This is a genomic window from Acinetobacter sp. YH12134 (assembly GCF_013418555.1).
GTDB classification, from domain to species: Bacteria; Pseudomonadota; Gammaproteobacteria; order Pseudomonadales; family Moraxellaceae; genus Acinetobacter; species Acinetobacter indicus.
Map to the genome: position 1 here is coordinate 38468 of NZ_VPBT01000004.1, position 18684 is coordinate 57151.

At 49.1% G+C, this 18684-nt stretch carries 15 protein-coding genes; 6 read left to right on the forward strand and 9 right to left on the reverse strand.

All coding sequences use genetic code 11. The annotated features are described in order from the left end of the window. The first annotated feature begins 10 nt into the window (after positions 1-10). Positions 11-535, forward strand: a complete 525-nt coding sequence (locus FTU69_RS04325) for a DUF697 domain-containing protein (protein ID WP_104513201.1) — start codon at positions 11-13, stop codon at positions 533-535. A 3-nt stretch (positions 536-538) separates the two neighbouring features. After that, positions 539-1438, forward strand: a complete 900-nt coding sequence (locus FTU69_RS04330; RefSeq protein WP_180103541.1) for a hypothetical protein — start codon at positions 539-541, stop codon at positions 1436-1438. A gap of 42 nt (positions 1439-1480) precedes the next feature. Here FTU69_RS04330 and FTU69_RS04335 read toward each other — a convergent pair whose 3' ends face one another. Further along, complete coding sequence (locus tag FTU69_RS04335) at positions 1481-3196, reverse strand: cation acetate symporter (RefSeq protein ID WP_005180743.1); 1716 nt, start codon at positions 3194-3196, stop codon at positions 1481-1483. A gap of 1 nt (position 3197) precedes the next feature. After that, on the reverse strand, positions 3198-3530 hold the full coding sequence (locus tag FTU69_RS04340) for a DUF485 domain-containing protein (protein WP_005180745.1): 333 nt from the start codon (positions 3528-3530) through the stop codon (positions 3198-3200). A 184-nt stretch (positions 3531-3714) separates the two neighbouring features. On the opposite strand from FTU69_RS04340, the gene FTU69_RS04345 reads away from it, so the two are divergent. Then, the gene (locus tag FTU69_RS04345; RefSeq protein ID WP_180103542.1) at positions 3715-7203 is read left to right on the forward strand and encodes a PAS domain-containing hybrid sensor histidine kinase/response regulator; all 3489 of its coding nucleotides are present in this window, start codon (positions 3715-3717) and stop codon (positions 7201-7203) included. A 405-nt stretch (positions 7204-7608) separates the two neighbouring features. Further along, the gene (locus FTU69_RS04350; protein ID WP_180103543.1) at positions 7609-8376 is read left to right on the forward strand and encodes a hypothetical protein; all 768 of its coding nucleotides are present in this window, start codon (positions 7609-7611) and stop codon (positions 8374-8376) included. 64 nt (positions 8377-8440) lie between these two features. Here FTU69_RS04350 and FTU69_RS04355 read toward each other — a convergent pair whose 3' ends face one another. Next, on the reverse strand, positions 8441-9091 hold the full coding sequence (locus tag FTU69_RS04355; protein WP_005180757.1) for a response regulator transcription factor: 651 nt from the start codon (positions 9089-9091) through the stop codon (positions 8441-8443). A gap of 365 nt (positions 9092-9456) precedes the next feature. Here FTU69_RS04355 and msuE point away from each other — a divergent pair, with 365 nt between their 5' ends. Next, positions 9457-10188 carry an FMN reductase gene (gene msuE, locus FTU69_RS04360; RefSeq protein ID WP_104471907.1) on the forward strand — a complete coding sequence of 244 codons (732 nt, stop codon included), beginning with the start codon at positions 9457-9459 and terminating at the stop codon, positions 10186-10188. A gap of 226 nt (positions 10189-10414) precedes the next feature. Here the strand turns inward: msuE and FTU69_RS04365 are convergent, their stop codons facing one another. Both FTU69_RS04365 and acs read right to left on the reverse strand, forming a co-directional pair. Then, positions 10415-11593: an acyl-CoA dehydrogenase family protein gene (locus FTU69_RS04365; protein ID WP_180103544.1), complete on the reverse strand. Its 1179-nt coding sequence runs from the start codon at positions 11591-11593 to the stop codon at positions 10415-10417. Positions 11594-11728: 135 nt separating this feature from the next. Beyond that, positions 11729-13672, reverse strand: a complete 1944-nt coding sequence (gene acs, locus FTU69_RS04370; protein WP_005180764.1) for an acetate--CoA ligase — start codon at positions 13670-13672, stop codon at positions 11729-11731. A 343-nt stretch (positions 13673-14015) separates the two neighbouring features. On the opposite strand from acs, the gene FTU69_RS04375 reads away from it, so the two are divergent. Next, positions 14016-14987: a mechanosensitive ion channel family protein gene (locus tag FTU69_RS04375; RefSeq protein ID WP_016658753.1), complete on the forward strand. Its 972-nt coding sequence runs from the start codon at positions 14016-14018 to the stop codon at positions 14985-14987. Here FTU69_RS04375 and FTU69_RS04380 read toward each other — a convergent pair. The 4 genes from FTU69_RS04380 to FTU69_RS04395 all read right to left on the reverse strand — a co-directional run bounded on the left by FTU69_RS04380 (position 14973) and on the right by FTU69_RS04395 (position 18671). Beyond that, complete coding sequence (locus FTU69_RS04380; protein ID WP_180103545.1) at positions 14973-15683, reverse strand: 16S rRNA (uracil(1498)-N(3))-methyltransferase; 711 nt, start codon at positions 15681-15683, stop codon at positions 14973-14975. The two genes, FTU69_RS04375 and FTU69_RS04380, sit on opposite strands and share 15 nt — an antisense overlap. Before the next feature lie 195 nt (positions 15684-15878). Next, positions 15879-17159, reverse strand: coding sequence for a 3-deoxy-D-manno-octulosonic acid transferase (locus tag FTU69_RS04385; protein ID WP_180103546.1), 1281 nt, complete (start codon positions 17157-17159; stop codon positions 15879-15881). A gap of 107 nt (positions 17160-17266) precedes the next feature. Continuing rightward, complete coding sequence (locus tag FTU69_RS04390) at positions 17267-18346, reverse strand: alkene reductase (RefSeq protein WP_180103547.1); 1080 nt, start codon at positions 18344-18346, stop codon at positions 17267-17269. 25 nt (positions 18347-18371) lie between these two features. Then, positions 18372-18671, reverse strand: coding sequence for a helix-turn-helix transcriptional regulator (locus FTU69_RS04395; protein WP_005180779.1), 300 nt, complete (start codon positions 18669-18671; stop codon positions 18372-18374). Positions 18672-18684 lie beyond the last annotated feature (13 nt).

Below are 18684 nucleotides of genomic sequence, written 5' to 3' on the forward strand. Positions count from 1 at the left end.
ACTCCTTTGTATGAAAATTACAGAAAAAGTACGTCAAGAAATCACCCAGATTGAATTCCGGGATGATCTTTCTCAGGATAAAAAGATTGCCAAAATCACCCATCTGGCCTGTGCTACCTGTGCCGGTGTCGCCATTCAGCCCCTGCCTTTTGCCGATATTCTGATTCTGACACCCTTACAAGGCTACTTTGCCAGCCGGATTGCCGCCATCCACGGCATTAAACTGACTGACAATGAAGCGCTGGACTGGGTCAAAGAACTGATCGGGCTGGTCGGTTTGGGCATCGCCGCGCAGCAGATTGCACTGGGAGTCTGGAAAACCGTGACCTTTGGCTTCGGTGGCCTGCTGACCATTCCGCTGGTCTACGGCCTGACTTTTGCGATTATGAAAGTGGCCGATCTGTATTTTTCCCATAAAGCCCGCAATGAGAAGCTCAGTGAGGAACGCATTAAAGCGGTATGGAAACAGGCATTCCAGCAAGGTAAAAAGCAGGGACAGGCTCAGGCAGAGCAGCTGCACCAGCCAGAGGATTAAGCCATGACCCGATCGTCCTCTCCGATTCACTATCTCCGTAAAAATTTTGATGCGCTGGCCATCACCACCGTATTGGCCAAACTGGCCTGGAACGCGCGCACGCCGCAACTGACTGAAACAGATCAGGCGGTACTGGCCGCATTAAGACGCAGTCATGCTGAACTGGCAAACGCCCCTCTGGAAGATATTCAAGCTTATTTACAGGGTTTTGATGAGCAGCAGATTGTCGGGCTGGTATCGACGGTCAAAGGCATGTTGCATGACATGGAATTTGTACGGCTGGACCATGAAGATGGCGACAGTCTGTATGCCGCGTATCTGGACCAGCGCGACCATACCGATTTTGATGTGCTTCTGGCCGATCAGCACAGTGGTGAAAGCTGGCAATTGCAACTAAAAGTCATCGAAGGTACTGGCACCGGCAAAGACTGGATTGCTGCCCCTCCTGAAGAAACGCTGCTTACCACTGAAGAAATCGCGACACAGTTGGGTCTGGAAAGTTCTGGTCTCAGCACCAAAGAGCTGACCCAGAGTGTGGAAGATGCGATTGATGTGATTGTCACCGCCAAAGACCCGAATGATGAACATTTCTGGGACTACTTTCCGGCCATCTCCGTGGCCAGTGTTTCACTGGCGATTTATGAACTGTTCCGGCGCTATCAGCAGCAGGAAATCAGCTGGTCAGAATTTAAATGGATGGCGGCCAAAGTATCTGGCATCAAGGTCAGTAAAATTGCCTTTATTGGTCTGCTGTTGGGTCTACCGGTGGTCGGTCAGGTCACGGGTGCCTACCTGGTCGCCAAGCTGTTACTGAATGCCAAAGCCACCTGGTTTGAAAAAGAATCAGCGCTATATCGCAAACTACAGGCCTACTGGGCCAGCAAGCAAAAACCGCAGCCATAAAAAAGCCCCTTGCGGGGCTTTTTTTAGGCATATCTGCTCATCTTAGTGATCAGATGCACCTGAGATACCAATACCCGTTTGTGAGCGTACGAACTGTGCATCGAATGCTTTACGTTCAGCTTGTGCTTGCGCAGAGTTGTCAGTGATAGAGAACAACCAGCAGCAGAAGAATGAAAGTGGCATTGCAAAGATCGCAGGACCATTGAATGGGTTGATTGGTGTGTCAGAAATTTGAAGCGTATCTACCCAAACTGCTTTAGACAATACAATCAAGGTGACTGCTGCAACTAAGCCTGCTACCCCACCAATCACTGCACCACGTGTGGTTAAACCTTTCCAGAACATCGACAGAACCAGTACCGGGAAGTTCGCACATGCAGCTACCGAGAATGCCAGACCCACCATGAACGCAACGTTTTGTTTCTCGAACAGAATACCCAGAATCATAGCGAAGATCGCTAAACCTAAAGTTGCGATTTTAGACATGCGCAGTTCAGATTCAGGTGTAGTTTGACCTTTCTTGAATACGTTGGCATACAAGTCGTGAGAGATTGCTGAAGCACCTGACAGGGTCAGACCGGCAACCACCGCAAGAATTGTGGCGAATGCAACTGCTGAAATGAAGCCCATGAACAAGTCGCCACCAACTGCATCAGACAAGTGCACCGCAGCCATGTTGTTACCACCAACAAGTTCTAACTTGCCAGTAACTGCCATTTTCGCAACATCCAGGAATTGCGGGTTGTTGGCCACATACAGGATCGCACCGAAACCAATGATGAAGGTTAACAGGTAGAAGTAACCAATAAAGCCGGTTGCAACCACAACAGATTTACGTGCTTCTTTGGCATCTTTTACCGTGAAGAAACGCATCAGGATGTGTGGCAGACCTGCAGTACCGAACATTAATGCCAGACCCAGTGAGATCGCATCAATCGGGTTAGATGCCAGGCTACCTGGACCCATGATATTGGCTGCATCAGCCAGGCTCAGGTCATGTACCTTCGAGAACACCTGAATTGATTGTTCAAACATGTTAGTGAAGCTGAAGCCCACGCCTTTCATTACCATGAAAGCCATGAAGGTTGCACCAGACAGTAACAGTACCGCTTTAATGATCTGTACCCAGGTCGTTGCCAGCATGCCGCCGAACATAACGTAAGCCATCATCAATAAACCAACCAGCACAACTGCGATGTTATAGTTCAGACCGAACAGCAGTTTGATCAGCTGACCTGCACCCACCATCTGTGCAATCAGATAGAACGCCACGACGACTAGCGAGCTGAATGCCGCCAGGGTACGTACCGGTTTTTCTGATAAACGGAAGGAAACTACGTCAGACAGGTTGTATTTACCCAGGTTACGTAAACGTTCTGCAATCAGGAACAATACGATTGGCCAGCCCACCATGAAGCCCAGTGAATACAGCAAGCCGTCGAAGCCTGACATAAACACCATGGCGGAAATACCCAGGAAAGACGCAGCCGACATATAGTCACCGGCAATGGCCAGACCGTTTTGGAAACCTGAAATACCACCACCGGCAGTATAGAAGTCTTTGGTATTGGTGGTTTGTTTCGCCGCCCATTTGGTAATGAACAGGGTCGCACCCACAAAGATCAGGAACATGATAATTGCAGGCCAGTTGGTGGCTTGTTGTTCTGCTGCGCCCAGATCAGGTGCGGCGAAAGCCATACCTGACATCATCAACGCAGAAGCTGCAGCAGCTTGCGCCTTCAATGAAGTCCATTTCATCTTAGTCTTGTCCTTTTTGTTGTGCAATTGCTTCTACTTCACGCATTGCTTCTTCATTCAGTTGATCCAGCTTGTTATTCGCAATATAGGAATACACTGCACACAAAATGAAAGATAACACGATGATGCCCAGACCCAGTGGAATACCCCAGGTCGTCACGCCACCAGAAATGGAAGATAATAGAAACTCTTTGTTATAGCCAACTAACAACATGAAGCCGACATAAACGATTAACATGATTGCGGTAAGCGTCCAGCTAAGATTACGCTTTTTTGCAACCATTTCTTTGAATTTTGGATTGTGTAGAATTCGATCTACTTGAGCCTCATCCATAGTTTTACTCCTTGAAACGCCCAGCCTTAGGCGTAATTTTTAATTCGAATTATATTCATGATGAAAACTAACAAGTTTGTAGGGTGCTTGTAATTTAGACTTTGGTCGTTAAATTTTGAGCAATTCAAACTGATGCGTTCACGAATAGAGTATTATAACGCGAGATAAATACACCGCGGGTATTATGAACAGCTGGCTGATTATCGGGGTGTTAGCCCTTTATATTGCATTACTTTTTATTTGTGCATTTTTTGGTGAAAAACATGCGAGCCGCCTCAGTACGCGCGGTCGTATGCTGCTGTTCAGTCTGACCTTGGGCGTCTACTGTTCATCCTGGACCTTTTACGGGGCCACTGGTGCAGCGGTGCGTGAAGGCATTATCTTCCTGCCGATCTATTTAGGGCCGCTCTTGTTCGTGGCGGTTGGCTATGACATCTGGCGCCGTTTGGGTCGGGTCCGGCAACATCATGCCATTTCCTCGATTGCCGACTTCGTGGCAGCGCGATATGGCAAAAGTGGTGCCCTGGCCTCGCTGGTGACCATTCTGGCAGTCATTGCGATTATTCCCTATCTGGCCCTGCAGTTACGTGCGATTGCCTTAAGTGCTGCCGTAATTCTGGATCAGACCACCCATGTCGAAAGTACCACCAATGGTGTACTGTTTTTAACCGCGCTGCTGGCAATTCTGGCGATGCTGTTTGGCACCCGGCAAATTGCCAACACCGAACAGCACGGCGGTTTAATGCTGGCGGTGGCGTTTGAATCTTTCGTCAAGCTGTTTGCCCTGCTCTGTGTGGCCGGTTTCTTTGTCTTTGAATCGGCCGATAACCTGAAGCAGATCAGCAATGATGTGGCCCAGACCTTCCATGAAGTGCAGCTGTTGGGCGTACCGGAAACTTTCTGGGTGCAAACCCTGCTGGCCGCACTGGCGATTATCTGCTTGCCACGCCAGTTCCACGTGGCGGTGGTCGAATTACGCGATGAAAAACATATTCGCGGGGCACGGCGCTGGTTTGCCGTTTATCTGATTTTAACCACCATCGCGATTATTCCAATTGCCAGCTGGGCCTTACATGCCGCGCCGCAATATCTGATGATTCCGGATGTCGCGGTGCTGTCCTTACCGCTCAGCTATAATCAGGAATGGCTGACCTTACTGGCCTTCCTGGGCGGTTTTTCGGCTTCAACCGGGATGTTGCTGGTGTCTTCAGTGGCGCTGTCGATCATGCTCAGTAATGACCTGATCATGCCGGCGCTGTGGCGCTCGGGCCTGATTTCGCGTCATGACAAACGGTTGCCACTGGTGCTGAAATTCACCCGCCGCATCTGTATTCTGGCGGTGATGCTGCTTGGCTTCCTGTTCTTCCATTTCTTTAATGATATTGACCAGCTTTCGGTCTTCGGTTTACTGGCCTTTAGTGCGGTAGCGCAGTTCTCCCCTGCCCTGATTGGCGGGCTGTACTGGCGCGGCGGCAGTAAACAGGGCGTCTATGCCGGCCTGATTGTCGGTTTTATCATGTGGGCCTATACCCTGCTCTGGCCAACGGTTTTACGCAGTCTGCCAGAACAGTTCTCGGCGATTACCCAGTATTATTTAACTGTGGGGCCATTTGGTATTAATGGCTTACGTCCGGAAGCGCTGTTAGGTTTTGAATCATTTGCGCCGCTGACACATGGTGTGGTCTGGTCACTTGGTATGAACCTGTTGCTGTATGTCTGGGTATCGCGCATATTCCGCCCGAGTGTGGCTGAACAGATTCAGGCTGAAAGTTTCTTCTACTATGAAACCAAGCCGCTGCCATCGCACACCACCAGCAATGAAGTCAGCTATTCGCATCAGGATGTGGCGCGTTTAAAAGTCGGTGACCTGATTACGCTGGCCAAACGCATTACCGGCGATGAGCCAACCATGCAGGCCTTCCGGCAGTTCAGTGAACAGAATAATGTGGTGCTGAATGAAAACAGCAATGCCAACGGCATGTGGTGGCGTTTTACCGAACAGTACCTGGCCGGCACCATTGGCGCGGCATCGGCGCGAACCCTGCTCACCACGGCGATGGTCAACAATGGTCTGGCGCTAGGTCAGGTCGCCAATATTCTTGACCAGGCCTCCCAATGGCAGCGCTTTAACCAGAACCTGATCATGACCATGATCGACCACATGACCCAGGGGGTGAGCGTGGTCGATGAAAACATGTGTCTGGTGGCCTGGAACAATCAATATCTGAAACTGTTTGATTATCCAAAAGATATTGTCTATGTCGGCTGTCCAATTGCCGACCTGATCCGCTATAACGCCGAGCGCGGCGAATGTGGCCCGGGCTCGGTGGAAGAACACGTGCGTAAACGGATTCACTGGATGAAAGTCGGCAGTGCGCATGAGTTTGAACGTATCCGTAAAGATGGCCGCGTGATTCAAATGCGCGGTAATCCGATTGAAGGCGGTGGCTTCGTGACCACCTTTGCCGATATTACCGCCTTCCGTGAAAATGAAGCGGTCCTTGAAGCACGTGTACAAGACCGTACCCAGCAATTGGCCGATGCCCTGGCCGAACAGCAGCTGGCGCGCGAACAGGCCGATAAAGCCAATATGTCCAAGAGCCGCTTTATTGCCGCGGCCAGTCATGACCTATTACAGCCGATGCACGCAGCCCGTCTGTTCAGTACCGCGCTGGAGCAAAGCATCCAGTCAGATGATGACCGTAAAACCTTGCAGCAGCTGGATCGTGCGCTGCATGGGGCTGAAAGCATGCTGTCTGCACTGCTGGATATTGCCCGTTTAGAAGGCGGCACTATTCAGCCAAAACGTCAGCCTTATCCACTGCATGACCTGCTCAGTGATCTGGAACTGCAATTTAAATCCATTGCTGCACAGCGTGGCATCCAGTTTGCCGTGCATGATGCCCAGTTCTGGATTGACACCGATCCGCAATGGATTCGCCGGATTATCCAAAACTTTGTCAGCAATGCACTGCGTTATACCGCCAAAGGTAAAGTCGTGGTCGGGGTATTACGTTCTGCACAGCGTCCGCAGCATATCCGCATCGGGGTCTGGGATACCGGTCCCGGCATTGCCGAAGAACAGCGCATTAAACTGTTCCAGGAATTTGAACGTTGCGGCCATACCTCGCCGTGGGGTGAACAGGGTCTGGGCCTCGGTCTGGCCATTGTGCAGCGTATGACCAGCCTGCTGGATTATCCGGTCTATGTCTATTCCACTCTCGGACAGGGCTCCTGCTTCATGATTGAAGTACCGGTGGTGGATGCACCTAAAGCCGTGGCTGCACCGGTTCAGGCCGTACCGCTGAAAACCAAGGCCTATAAAATTCTGTGTCTGGATAATGATGAAACCATTTTAGAAGGCATGGCGACCTTATTGGGCAAATGGGGCTATCAGGTCTTTAAAGCCACCGAACCGGAACAGGCCCTGGAGATTATCCAGCAGGAAAATATTCAGGTCTGGCTGGTCGATCAGCATTTAAATAACAATAAAGTCGGTCTGGACTTTATTCTGGCCAACCGTCAGGAAAATGTACCAGTGGCATTAATTACCGCCGATTCGGATCCGGAATTACCGCAGCGTCTAAAAGAGCTGAATATCGTGTTGCTGAAAAAACCGCTGAAACCGGCCTCCTTGCGAGCCTGGTTATCCGGTCTGAAAATTTCAGCTTAGGCTGACATATTTTGAAACCTCTTTGCGGCTTCGGTAACAAAGAGGTTTTGTATTTTGGGCCTGAAAATGGCGATTTATTGCAGCCCGCTAGGCAAAACTGCTCAAAACAGGCGCTATCTGCCTGACAGCCATTGGCAGAAAATTCCATTGAATTATTTACTATGGCAAAGGCTACCAAAAATCTCAGTGTACAGCTGTATACCTGGTTACAAAATTTTAATCTTATGATTTTTAAAATTATTTTTTGATTAAAAAATACACATTAGACTTTAGTCGTATATCTGATATGTAGCAATACGCGCATAAAAAAGACATTAAAAAGAAAAGATCAGTGTTTAGTCTGGAGATGAGCCCCTGAACGTCCTGTCCGGAGCTGATCATCATCCAGCCTAGAGGAGTTTTTTGATGAGTCTTTCAAGCGCAGTACAGCAAGGTCATGAGCAGAACCAACAGTTTCACCGTCAGTATGGCGCCAATGCCCTGTTGCCGGCCATCGACTGGAAAACCCTGTTTCAGCACAGCAAATTAGAACATGCGCATATTGAAGCCCTGAATACCATTTATCAAACCGCTGTACCGCTGGCCTTACAGGTCTTTGATGAACTGCATTTTGATATATTTAGTCCGGCAGCCTATAAACCACAAGGACTGGGCCTGTTTGAAAAACTGTCTGAACAGGAACAGAAACTGCTGCGTTCGCTGGAAACTGAATGTGTCTGTCTTGGTGCCACCACCCGTCACCAGATCTGGAGCATGCTGCTGCGCGGTGGTGCGGTCCTGGTATTTAAAGCCTGGCTCGGCAAAGTCAAAACCGATAAAACCGAACTCGATACCAGCCAGTTTGATGAACTGTCCGATTTACTGTTTATCAAAACCCCGCCGCATGAACTGGCGCAGCGTCTAGGCGTAGATATTCATTCCCATGAAGATCATATCTTCCTGATGTATGGCAATGATGTCTATCTGGACCGTTTTAACAGTCTGGAAACTGCCGCACTATTTGTCGATTTAGGCGTCTATGATCCGGCATTTTTAAGCCTGCGCGATGACCGCATTGCCGACTACTTAAAATCTCAGGACTATGTGACCCAGGAACAGATTGATGAGCTGCAATGCGCTTTGAATCCGCTGTTCTGTACCGATGCCACACCGAAACAGGATTGTCTGGCTTAAGTCTTAGCCGACCTGCAAAAAAAAAAGGACATCATTTGATGTCCTTTTTATATATTTTCAATATTTAGATTTTCTTTTCTTCAATATTCAGCGCATTAATCGCCAATACCGCCTGGGTGCGGTTTTGTACGCCCAGTTTACGGAAAATCGCCGTCACGTGTGCCTTAATCGTCGCTTCAGAAACGTCCAGTTCATAGGCAATCTGTTTATTCAGTAAACCTTCAGCCACCATCATCAACACACGGAACTGCTGCGGCGTTAAGGACTGAATCCGCTCTGCCAGTGCAGTTTCATCGGCAGCACGCGGGTCAAAATTGACATTGGCCGGCAGGTTTGGCGGTAACCAGATTTCCCCTTCCAGCACCTGACGAATCGCTTCGCCAATATGGCTTGGATGGGCAGATTTTGGAATATACCCCATGGCACCGTGCGCAATGGCACGCTGGATAATCGACACTTCTTCATGTGCCGACACCACAATAATCGGAATTGAAGGATATTGTGCACGCACATGCACCAGCGCCGAGAAACCCGAAGCGCCTGGCAAGTTTAAATCGAGGAGAACAAGATCAGGTTCAGGTCCTTTTTCTAAACGTTCATAGAACTCATTGACTGCAGCAGTTTCATGAATTTGAGCTTGCGGTAAGCTATAGCGTACAGCCTGAATTAAAGCATGACGAAACAGCGGATGATCATCAACGATTAAAATATTCATAAGTGACGTGAGAGATCTTGTGCACAATGGCTCCTATTCTACCCATACAAATGCAGTTAAGGATATACAAGAGTGAACTATTTTTGGCTTAAACGAGATTTTTTGTCCGATTATTCATATTTTCTTAAATCTGAGATAGGAAATCTGATTTTGATATAACATTTATCAGCCTGATTCAGATGCTTATCTGAGTCGCATATAAGTATAAATTTCAATTATTTATTCCATTAAATTTAATTATTAATTGCTCATTTTAAAGTTATCTGAAAAACAGATAACTTTTCTGTATTTGCTTATTTTACAGGGTAATTCAACTATTGATTAATAACAGACATTCCGAGATCAACCACAATTCAGGTAAGCCTATGTCTGTTTTCAATTCAACCAAACCACTCAATATTGTCGCAGTATCGGGCGGCTTAAATTATCCGTCTAAAACCGAAGCTTTGGTGCAAGCCATTATTGATGAACTGGGCGAAGCCACCCCGATTCAGGTGCATTTTATTAAATTCAGTGAAATTGCCCCTTTGCTGGGCGGTGCCATTTACCGCAAGCAGTTACCACAACGCGTGCAGGATGATCTGGCTGCCGTTGAAGCGGCGGATGCATTAATTGTCGGTACACCGGTATATCGCGCCTCCTTTACCGGTCTATTCAAACATTTCTTTGATTTTGTCGAACAGACTGCGATGGTAGATGTCCCGGTATTACTGGCAGCATCGGGGGGCAGTGACCGCCATGCCTTGGTACTGGAACATCAGCTGCGTCCTTTATTCAGCTTTTTCCAGGCGCAAACCTTGCCTATTGGCGTCTATGCCACAGACCGTGACTTTACCCCGCAATACACCATCCATAGCGAGGCCCTGCGTGACCGGATTACGTTGGCTGTGGCACGCGCCCTGCCCATTCTGGAATGGGCACCAGCCAAAGGCCAGCGCGCCGAAGTGGTGAAAAGTAAAACCCAGCAGACCAACCAGAACCTGGGCATTAATAAACAGATTGAGCAGGATGAAGTACTGCCTTCTGCTGCGGTACCTAGTCTGAATGCAGCAGAATCGCGTCTGCATCAGAACAAGGTCAAACCACAAGTGGCTTAATCGGCTGACCCGCTGGCATTCCCTTCTTCCGAGTGTAGTCTTGGCCATTGATCCTGCGGATTTAGGCTTGCAGCAGCCTGGATCCGCAAGCTTGCAGCGAAACATCGCTGTAATATCGGATCAAATAAACACAACAACAGGCCCCTTATTTTTCCCTCAAGACTCGGCTTGAGGGATTTTTTCATTTTATCTGACTCAATGAAATGAGAATGAAGCGGTTTTAGTCCTAAGAATAAAAACTGGGATCTGGCACTTTGCCAGTCAGCACCCATTCGCCCAGTTCCTGATATTTATAATCTACCGGATCATGCAGGGTCTGAGTACGCACATTGCGCCAAAAGCGGTCCAGATTCAGCTGGGCGGTGGTGGCCCGTGCGCCCATTACCTGAAACATCTGCTCGGTAATATATAAAGAGGTATTGGTGGAGGCAATTTTGGCCGTAGCAATGGCCACCGCTACTTCACCGCGCTGTTCAGCCGTGAGTTCCGGTCCGATGCGCCAAGCCTGCTGCACACTCTGCACGGCTTTATCTGCCAAAAGCCGGACACTTTCTAGCTGCAGATAAAACTCGGCGCAATGCCGTTGAATAAACGGGTCATCCACCGCCTGCTCGACCCGAGATTTGGACCAGGCTTTTTGACCTTGCACGCTCTGAATCGCGGTTTCAAATGCCCCTTCGGCCACACCCAAAAACAGATGCACAAAAATCAGTTGTGCAATCAGTGGCCGCAAACTGGCATAAGGCGTACTTAGCGGTCCGGGATTCAGCAGCAATTCATGTTGATGAACACGCACCTGTTCAAAATGGGTCGTGCCGCTATCGGTCTGGCGCTGTCCCATATTGTGCCAGTCACCCAGAAAATGGACACCACTCCGGGTACTCGGAATCACCGCAATCAAAAGCCTGCCGGTCGCATCATAACCGGAACAGAGCAACAGGTCTGAATCGACCGAACCGGAGCAGAAGCTTTTATCGCCCTGAAACAGATATTCAGAATCTGCAACCGGTGTGACCGTGGTACGCCGATCCAGCGGATTCAGGGCATTGCCCCAGAACAGCTGCTGCTGAACTGTCTGTTGTAACCAGTGCTGATATTGTGCGGGTTGGGCAAACAGCTGCACGGTGGCAATCAGTAAATGATGAAATGCATAGACATGCGCCAAGGAGCTGTCCGCTTGTGCCAAAATCTGGACCGTTTTAAATATGGTCGGCCAGGTTGCACCCTGCCCGCCATATTCTGTCGGGATTGATAAACTCAACAACCCGCTACGGCGAATCAGATCACGCTCTGCTTTGGAATTACCGCCCTGCCGGTCACGTTCAGCAGCGGTCTGGGCAAACTGGTGAGCCAGTTGCCGGGCAATTTCAAGCGGGTCTAAAACAGTGGTCGTAGTCGGGTTCATCTGAAAATCATATCCTTGATAATGGTTTTGTCGTGGGTGAAGCTGGCTGTTGTGCTCGCATCCTGTCCAGCTATGCTACACGGCTTTCAGCATAAAAATACCGCCTGCGAGAGGCGGTATTTTAATATTTATTTTTTAACGGCTGGCTTGCACCGTGGCAATCAGCTGATCTACCACTTGTGGTTCTGCCAGGGTCGAAGTATCGCCCAGACTATCCAGCTCATTGGCGGCAATTTTTCTCAGGATCCGGCGCATGATTTTACCAGAACGGGTTTTTGGTAAAGCCGGCGCCCAATGTAGCGCATCTGGAGTGGCCACCGGTCCCAGAATTTTCCGGACCCAGTTGACCAGTTCGGTACGCAGCTCATCACTTTCTGTCACGCCGGCTTGCAGGGTAACAAAGGTACAAATGCCCTGACCTTTAATATCATGCGGCATGCCCACCACCGCGGCTTCAGCCACTGCATCATGTGCCACCAGCGCACTTTCAATTTCAGCCGTGCCTAGGCGGTGTCCGGAAATATTCAGGACATCATCGACCCGGCCGGTAATCCAGTAATAGCCATCTTTATCGCGGCGCGCGCCATCTCCGGTAAAGTAACTGCCCGGATAGGTGGCAAAATAGGCTTCAATAAAACGAGCCGGATCGCCCCAGATGGTGCGCATTTGCCCCGGCCAGGAATCCTTGATAATCAGGTTCCCTTCGGCTTCACCTTCCAGCTCATTGCCTTCAGCATCGACCAGGGCCGGTTGTACCCCAAACAGTGGACGCGTAGCCGAGCCCGGTTTCAGTGGCGTTGCCCCTGGTAGCGGCGACATCAGAATCCCGCCGGTTTCGGTTTGCCACCAGGTATCCACAATTGGGCAGCGGCTTTCACCAACCACAGTGTAGTACCAATTCCAGGCTTCCGGGTTAATCGGTTCACCGACCGAACCCAGCAGACGCAGGCTGCTACGGTCACTTTCCCGTACAAAGCTGTCACCTTCACGCATCATGGCGCGAATCGCAGTGGGTGCGGTATATAAAATCGTGACGTTGTGTTTATCAATCAAATGCCCGGTGCGCGCCCAGGTCGGATATTGCGGCACACCTTCAAACATCACTGTGGTGGTGCCATTCGATAATGGCCCGTAAATTACATAGGAGTGCCCGGTCACCCAGCCGACATCGGCGGTACACCAGAACACATCATCCTGTTTAATATCAAAAACTTCACGGAAGGTACTGTTGACATAAGTCAGATAACCGCCGGTGGTGTGCAGCACCCCTTTCGGCTTACCGGTCGAGCCGGAAGTATATAAAATAAATAACGGGTCTTCGGCATTCATTGGCTCAGGCGGGCAAATTTCATTGACCGTCATGATTTCCATGTGATACCACAGGTCACGCCCGGCTTTCATTTCAATCGGGTTACCGGTCCGGTGGACCACAATCACGTTTTGCACCGACTCGGTACCGGCCACAGTAAGGGCCTGATCGACATTGGCCTTTAAATAAATCGGCTTGCCGCCGCGCATGGCCGAATCTGCGGTAATCACCAGTTTGGCCTGGCTGTCTTCAATCCGGCTGGCCAGCGAATCTGGAGAGAATCCACCAAACACCACACAATGCACCGCGCCAATCCGGGCACAGGCCAGCATGGCAATGGCAGCCTCGGACACCATTGGCATATACAGCACTACGCGGTCGCCTTTGGTGACGCCATTTTTCTTCAGCACATTGGCAAAGCGGCAGGTTTCATCGTACAGCTCACGGTAGGAAATAATTTTATGCCGTGAAGGATGGTCACCTTCCCAAATAATTGCCGGTTTATAAGGATGTTCTTTTAAATGCCGGTCCAGACAGTTGGCACTGACATTGAGCTGGCCATCGGCAAACCATTCAATCTTGAAATTGTCCGGATCAAAATTGGTATTTTTGACCTGGGTAAACGGTTTAATCCAGTCCAGACGCTTGGCCTGCTCGGCCCAGAACTCGTCGGGTTGTTCAATGGATTGCTGATAACGTTCGAAATATTCTGCCTCGTTGGTACGCGCAGTTTTCTTAAATTCTTCGGGTACAGGATAGATCTCATTCATATTATACTTCCTTGATCTTCTCTCATCTCATCACGAGATGTATGCCACATTCTTCATTTTTTATTTCTGCATATCAGCAGTATGACGCTTATTTTTTCTCCACCACAATCATGCTTTGGTCGTAGCGATTGATTTAATTTTAAGCACAGATACACCAGCAGATTCAATGTCTTTGCCGTACTTTTCAGTATAAAAGCAGTAGCTTTATCTATAAAAACAACCCGCTTGCAGTCAAAACCGCAGTGTACTTTGCAAAAATCGGCAGCGCGCTTGCAGAATATTTATTAAAATCCGGCCGGATTTCAGGCAAAATACGATTTTATTGCTGAGGACTGGCAGATTCGTGGCCGAAGAAAAAACCCAACTGGGCGAAGTCACCCAAGAAACTTCCGAGCTGATTCAACAGGCCACGGAAAAAACCACCCAGAAAGTCATTGAACATACCCATAAATACAATGATGCTTATTCTGCTATTGATAAAATCATGGAAGGCTTCTGGGAGCGTGTGCCCTATTTCCTGATCGCGCTTGGCGTGATTCTGATTTTCTGGCTGATTGCCCAGTTATTTAAGTTTTTTGTGAAAAAAACCTTATCCAACCGCAGTTATACCCGGCAGAATCTGGTGCTGGTACTGAACCGGGTTGGCAGTTCGGTGATTATCTTCTTCGGTTTCTTAATTGGTCTGGTGATTGCCATTCCTGGTTTTACCCCAAGCCAGCTGATGAGCGCCCTCGGGATTGGTTCGGTTGCCATTGGCTTTGCCTTTAAGGATATTTTCCAGAACCTGCTTTCCGGCGTGCTGATTTTACTGGGTGAGCCCTTTAAGATTGGCGACAGCATTCTGGTGAATGGACTGGAAGGTACGGTCGAAGATATCCAGATTCGCGCCACCTTTTTACGCTCGGCCGATGGTCGCCGCATTGTGATTCCCAATGCCACGGTCTATACCAGCGCCATTACTGTCAATACTGCCTTTCCACGCCGCCGCTGCGAATTTGTGGTCGGCATTGGCTATGAAGATGACATTCAGAAAGCCAAAGATCTGGTGATGTGCATTCTGAAACGTGACCCGACCATTCTGACCCAGCCGGAATTTAGCGTTAATGTCGATGCGCTGGCCAATTTCTCGGTCAATTTACGCGTGCAATGGTGGATTAATACCAGCGAAACCAATAGCGCGGCATCTATCAGTAAAATTCAGGAAGAAGTCATTCAAAGCTTTGCCGAACAGGGCATTTCCATTCCTTACCCGGTGCAGGAAGTGAAAGTCTATCGCGGTGATCCATCGGTGGCAGACAGCTCAGAGGCTAAATAAACGTCCCAGCACATACGGAATCACAGTTTCTGTACGGATAATCCGGTTGCCCAGACTTACTGCCTGGCAGCCGTTGTGTATCAAAAGATCGACCTCATAAGGAATAAAACCGCCTTCCGGCCCAATCACGATGCTACACGGATGCTGAATCGCGGCAGGCATGCGCATCTCTGCATAGGGATGTGCCACATAGGCGGGACAATCGGCGCTAATCAGACCCGGTAAAACATCTTCAACAAAAGGTTTAAAGCGTTTGTACAGTTCAACTTTTGGTGCAATGGTATCGCCGGCCTGCTCCAGCCCCAGTTCAATATAATGCTCCAGCTGCTGTAAAAATGGCGTCTGCCAGTAGCTTTTATCGACCCGAAAGCTATGGATCAGGATAATTTTTTCTACCCCGACTGTGACTGCATCCATAATTAAACGGCGCAGCACTTTCGGCCGTGGTAAAGCCACAATTAACGTCACTGGCAATTTTGCTGGCACGGCTTCTTCTTTTAACGGTTTTAGGCGAACCGTTTTGTCTGTAATTTCGATAATTTCCGTGAGATACCGTTTGCCTTCACGAATCCCTACTTTCAAGGTATCACCAACCTGAATATCCAGATGCTGTTGCAAATGCGCTAACTGCCGCGTTGAACTAATCGACCACAATTCAGATTCAGTTTGGCGAGGATCAAGAAGGACAATATTCATAAAAAAATAACTCAACAAACCCATCACTGGATAGGCGGAAACGTCATCCACAACGGTCCGAGGCAGGACTCCTTTTACCAAAACAAAAGTAAAAGAAAGCAGAGTTCCTGGTATTAAATCTATAAAGAGAAGGCTCAGTTTTAAGCTGATATCGTAAATCCATGAAAATCAGCTTCTTTACCCATCAGAATAGCATCAAAGATATTGATCAATCACCGAAATATGCTTTGCCAGTGAACCCTGATTCTGCTGCATAATCTTTTGTGCTGCGGTATTTAAACTCTCAGCCTTGGATGCATCATTTAGAACCTTCAGCAAAGTCGTAGCTGCCTGCTGAGCATTCTCTACCACTTCTACCGCTTGAGCATCGACAAACTCATCGACAATAGTCTGGAAATTAAAGTAATTCTTGCCCAGAATGGTCGGCACATGCAGCGCAATCGGCTCCAGAATATTGTGTCCACCGCCCGGTTCATTTAAAGAACCACCGACATAACAGGCCTGACTCAGACCGTACCAGAGCCACATTTCGCCCATTGAATCGGCCAGATAGACCTGGGTATCCGCTTCAATAGTTTGTCCCAAACTGCGGCGTTGGGTACGCAAATCCAAGGCCTGTGCCGCGTGAAAGACCTCATCAAAACGTTCCGGATGGCGCGGTACCACAATACAAACCAGCGCCGGATCTGCCATCAGGGCTGGTTTTAACGCGGCCAGCACATCTTTTTCTTCTGGAGCATGGGTGCTGGCCAGTGTGATCACTTTACGGCCTGCCAGCTGCCAGTCCTGCTGCAACATGTTGGCCTGTTCAATAAAGGCCGGCGGCGCACTAATATCAAACTTGATACTACCCACCACCTGAGTCTGTTCAGCAACTGCACCCAGTGCTACAAAGCGGCTATGTGAGGCCTGATCTTGCACCAACAGCTGCGTCAAACCCTGCAACATCGCCCGGGTCAGGCCGGAGACTTTGGCATAGCCTTTGGCCGATTTTTCGGACAGACGCGCATTCAGCAACAGGCACGGCACATGGAAGTTTTGGGCCTGATCAATCAGGTTCGGCCACAGCTCGGTTTCCATTAACAGCAATAATTTCGGCTGATATTTCTGATAAAAATCCCGAATCAGATGTTTTTGATCGGCTGGTAAATAAACGGCCTGAAATAAATTTAAATAGGGTTCTTTAAGAAAAAGAGCTTTAGCACGTGCCTGTCCGGTTTTGGTAGTGTTGGTGACCAGTACCGGATGACCGGCTTTTAAATAATGCTCAATTAAAGGCTGGGCCGCATTGGTTTCCCCCACCGAGACCACATGAAACCAGATCGCCTGCAGATTTTTCGGCGGCTGAAATGGCCCGAAACGCTCTACAATTTCCTGCTGATACTGCGCTTCACTCTCGGCCCGCTTTTTAATACGCGACCGATACAACGGTTTTAGAACAGATAACGCTGCGTTATACCAAAACGGAGTAGCCAAAGAGATGCCTCAAACTGATTTTTTGCCCTGAGAATATAACAGAGCCATATCCGCATGTTAATGGATATGGCTCCAAATAAAAAAAGCACAGCAATAACGTGGCTGCTTTAGTCGGCAGTCACCACGCTTTCAGCCAGGCTTGGATAATCGGTATAGCCTGCTGCACCCTGCACCCCAATCATGGTCTCTAGCTGCAGTTCATTTAGCGGTGCATCATCCAGCAAACGTTCATATAAATCCGGGTTGGCAATATAAGCCTTACCAAAAGACACGGCATCGGCTTTGCCCGAAGCCAGCAGTTCAATCGCATCGGCACGGCTTAAACGCATATTGGCAATGTAGGGAACACCACCTGAACGCTGTTTCATATACTCGGAAATACTGTCTTCTGCCAAATATTCACGGGTAAAGAAAAACGCGATCTGGCGTTTACCCAATTCCTGCATCACATAGCCAAATGTTTCACGTGGATCATCATCACCCATATCATGCTCATCACCGCGCGGTGCAAGGTGTACACCCACACGTCCAGCACCCCAGATCTCAATCAAGGCATCCACCACTTCCAGCAGGAAACGGGCACGGTTTTCAACCGAACCGCCATACTGATCTTCACGCTGGTTGGTCTTGCTTTGCAGGAACTGGTCAATTAAATAACCATTGGCCGCGTGCAGTTCTACCCCGTCAAAACCGGCGTCTTTGGCACGTATCGCCGCCTGTTTATATTGCGCAGTAATCGCGTGAATTTCAGCAATTTCTAGCGGACGTGGCAGCACATAAGGACGTTTTGGACGCAGCAAGCTGACATGACCAGCCTGTTGCACAGCGCTGGCAGACACTGGCGTTTCGCCTTGAAGTAAATCGGGATGCGACACCCGGCCCACATGCCATAACTGCGCCACAATTAAACTGCCGCACTCATGCACTGCATGGGTGACCCGCTTCCAGCCTTCAACCTGAGCATCGCTAAACAGGCCCGGAGTATTTAAATAGCCATTGGCTTCTTCAGAAATGACTGTGGCTTCAGAAATAATCAGACCGGCGCTGGCACGCTGAGCATAATATTCCGCCATTAATGCCGTCGGAACGCGATCATCCGTAGCACGACTACGGGTTAAAGGCGCCATGATGACACGGTTTTTTAATTCAAGCGCACCCAGTTTCAGGGGAGTATTTAATTCAGCCATACTGACTCCGACCTCCAGATATGTTTTAGAGGTGTTGTTGTAGATGTTCGATGTACTGCTGAATCAAAGCTTCGTTGCGGGAGAAATATGACCATTGCCCATGTTTGGTGGCGGTAATTAATCCCGCCTGCTGTAACACGGACAAATGATTGGACATGGTGGACTGCGAGACTTGCCCTAATTTTTCAATCTGGCCCGCACAAACACCACGCTGAAAGCCGCCACATTCTTCGGCAGACAGAAACTGCTCTGGTGTTTTTAACCATTCCAGAATTTGCCGGCGTGTGGGATTTGCCAGTGCTTTAAAGATCAGATCAAAGTCCATAGTCACATCACAT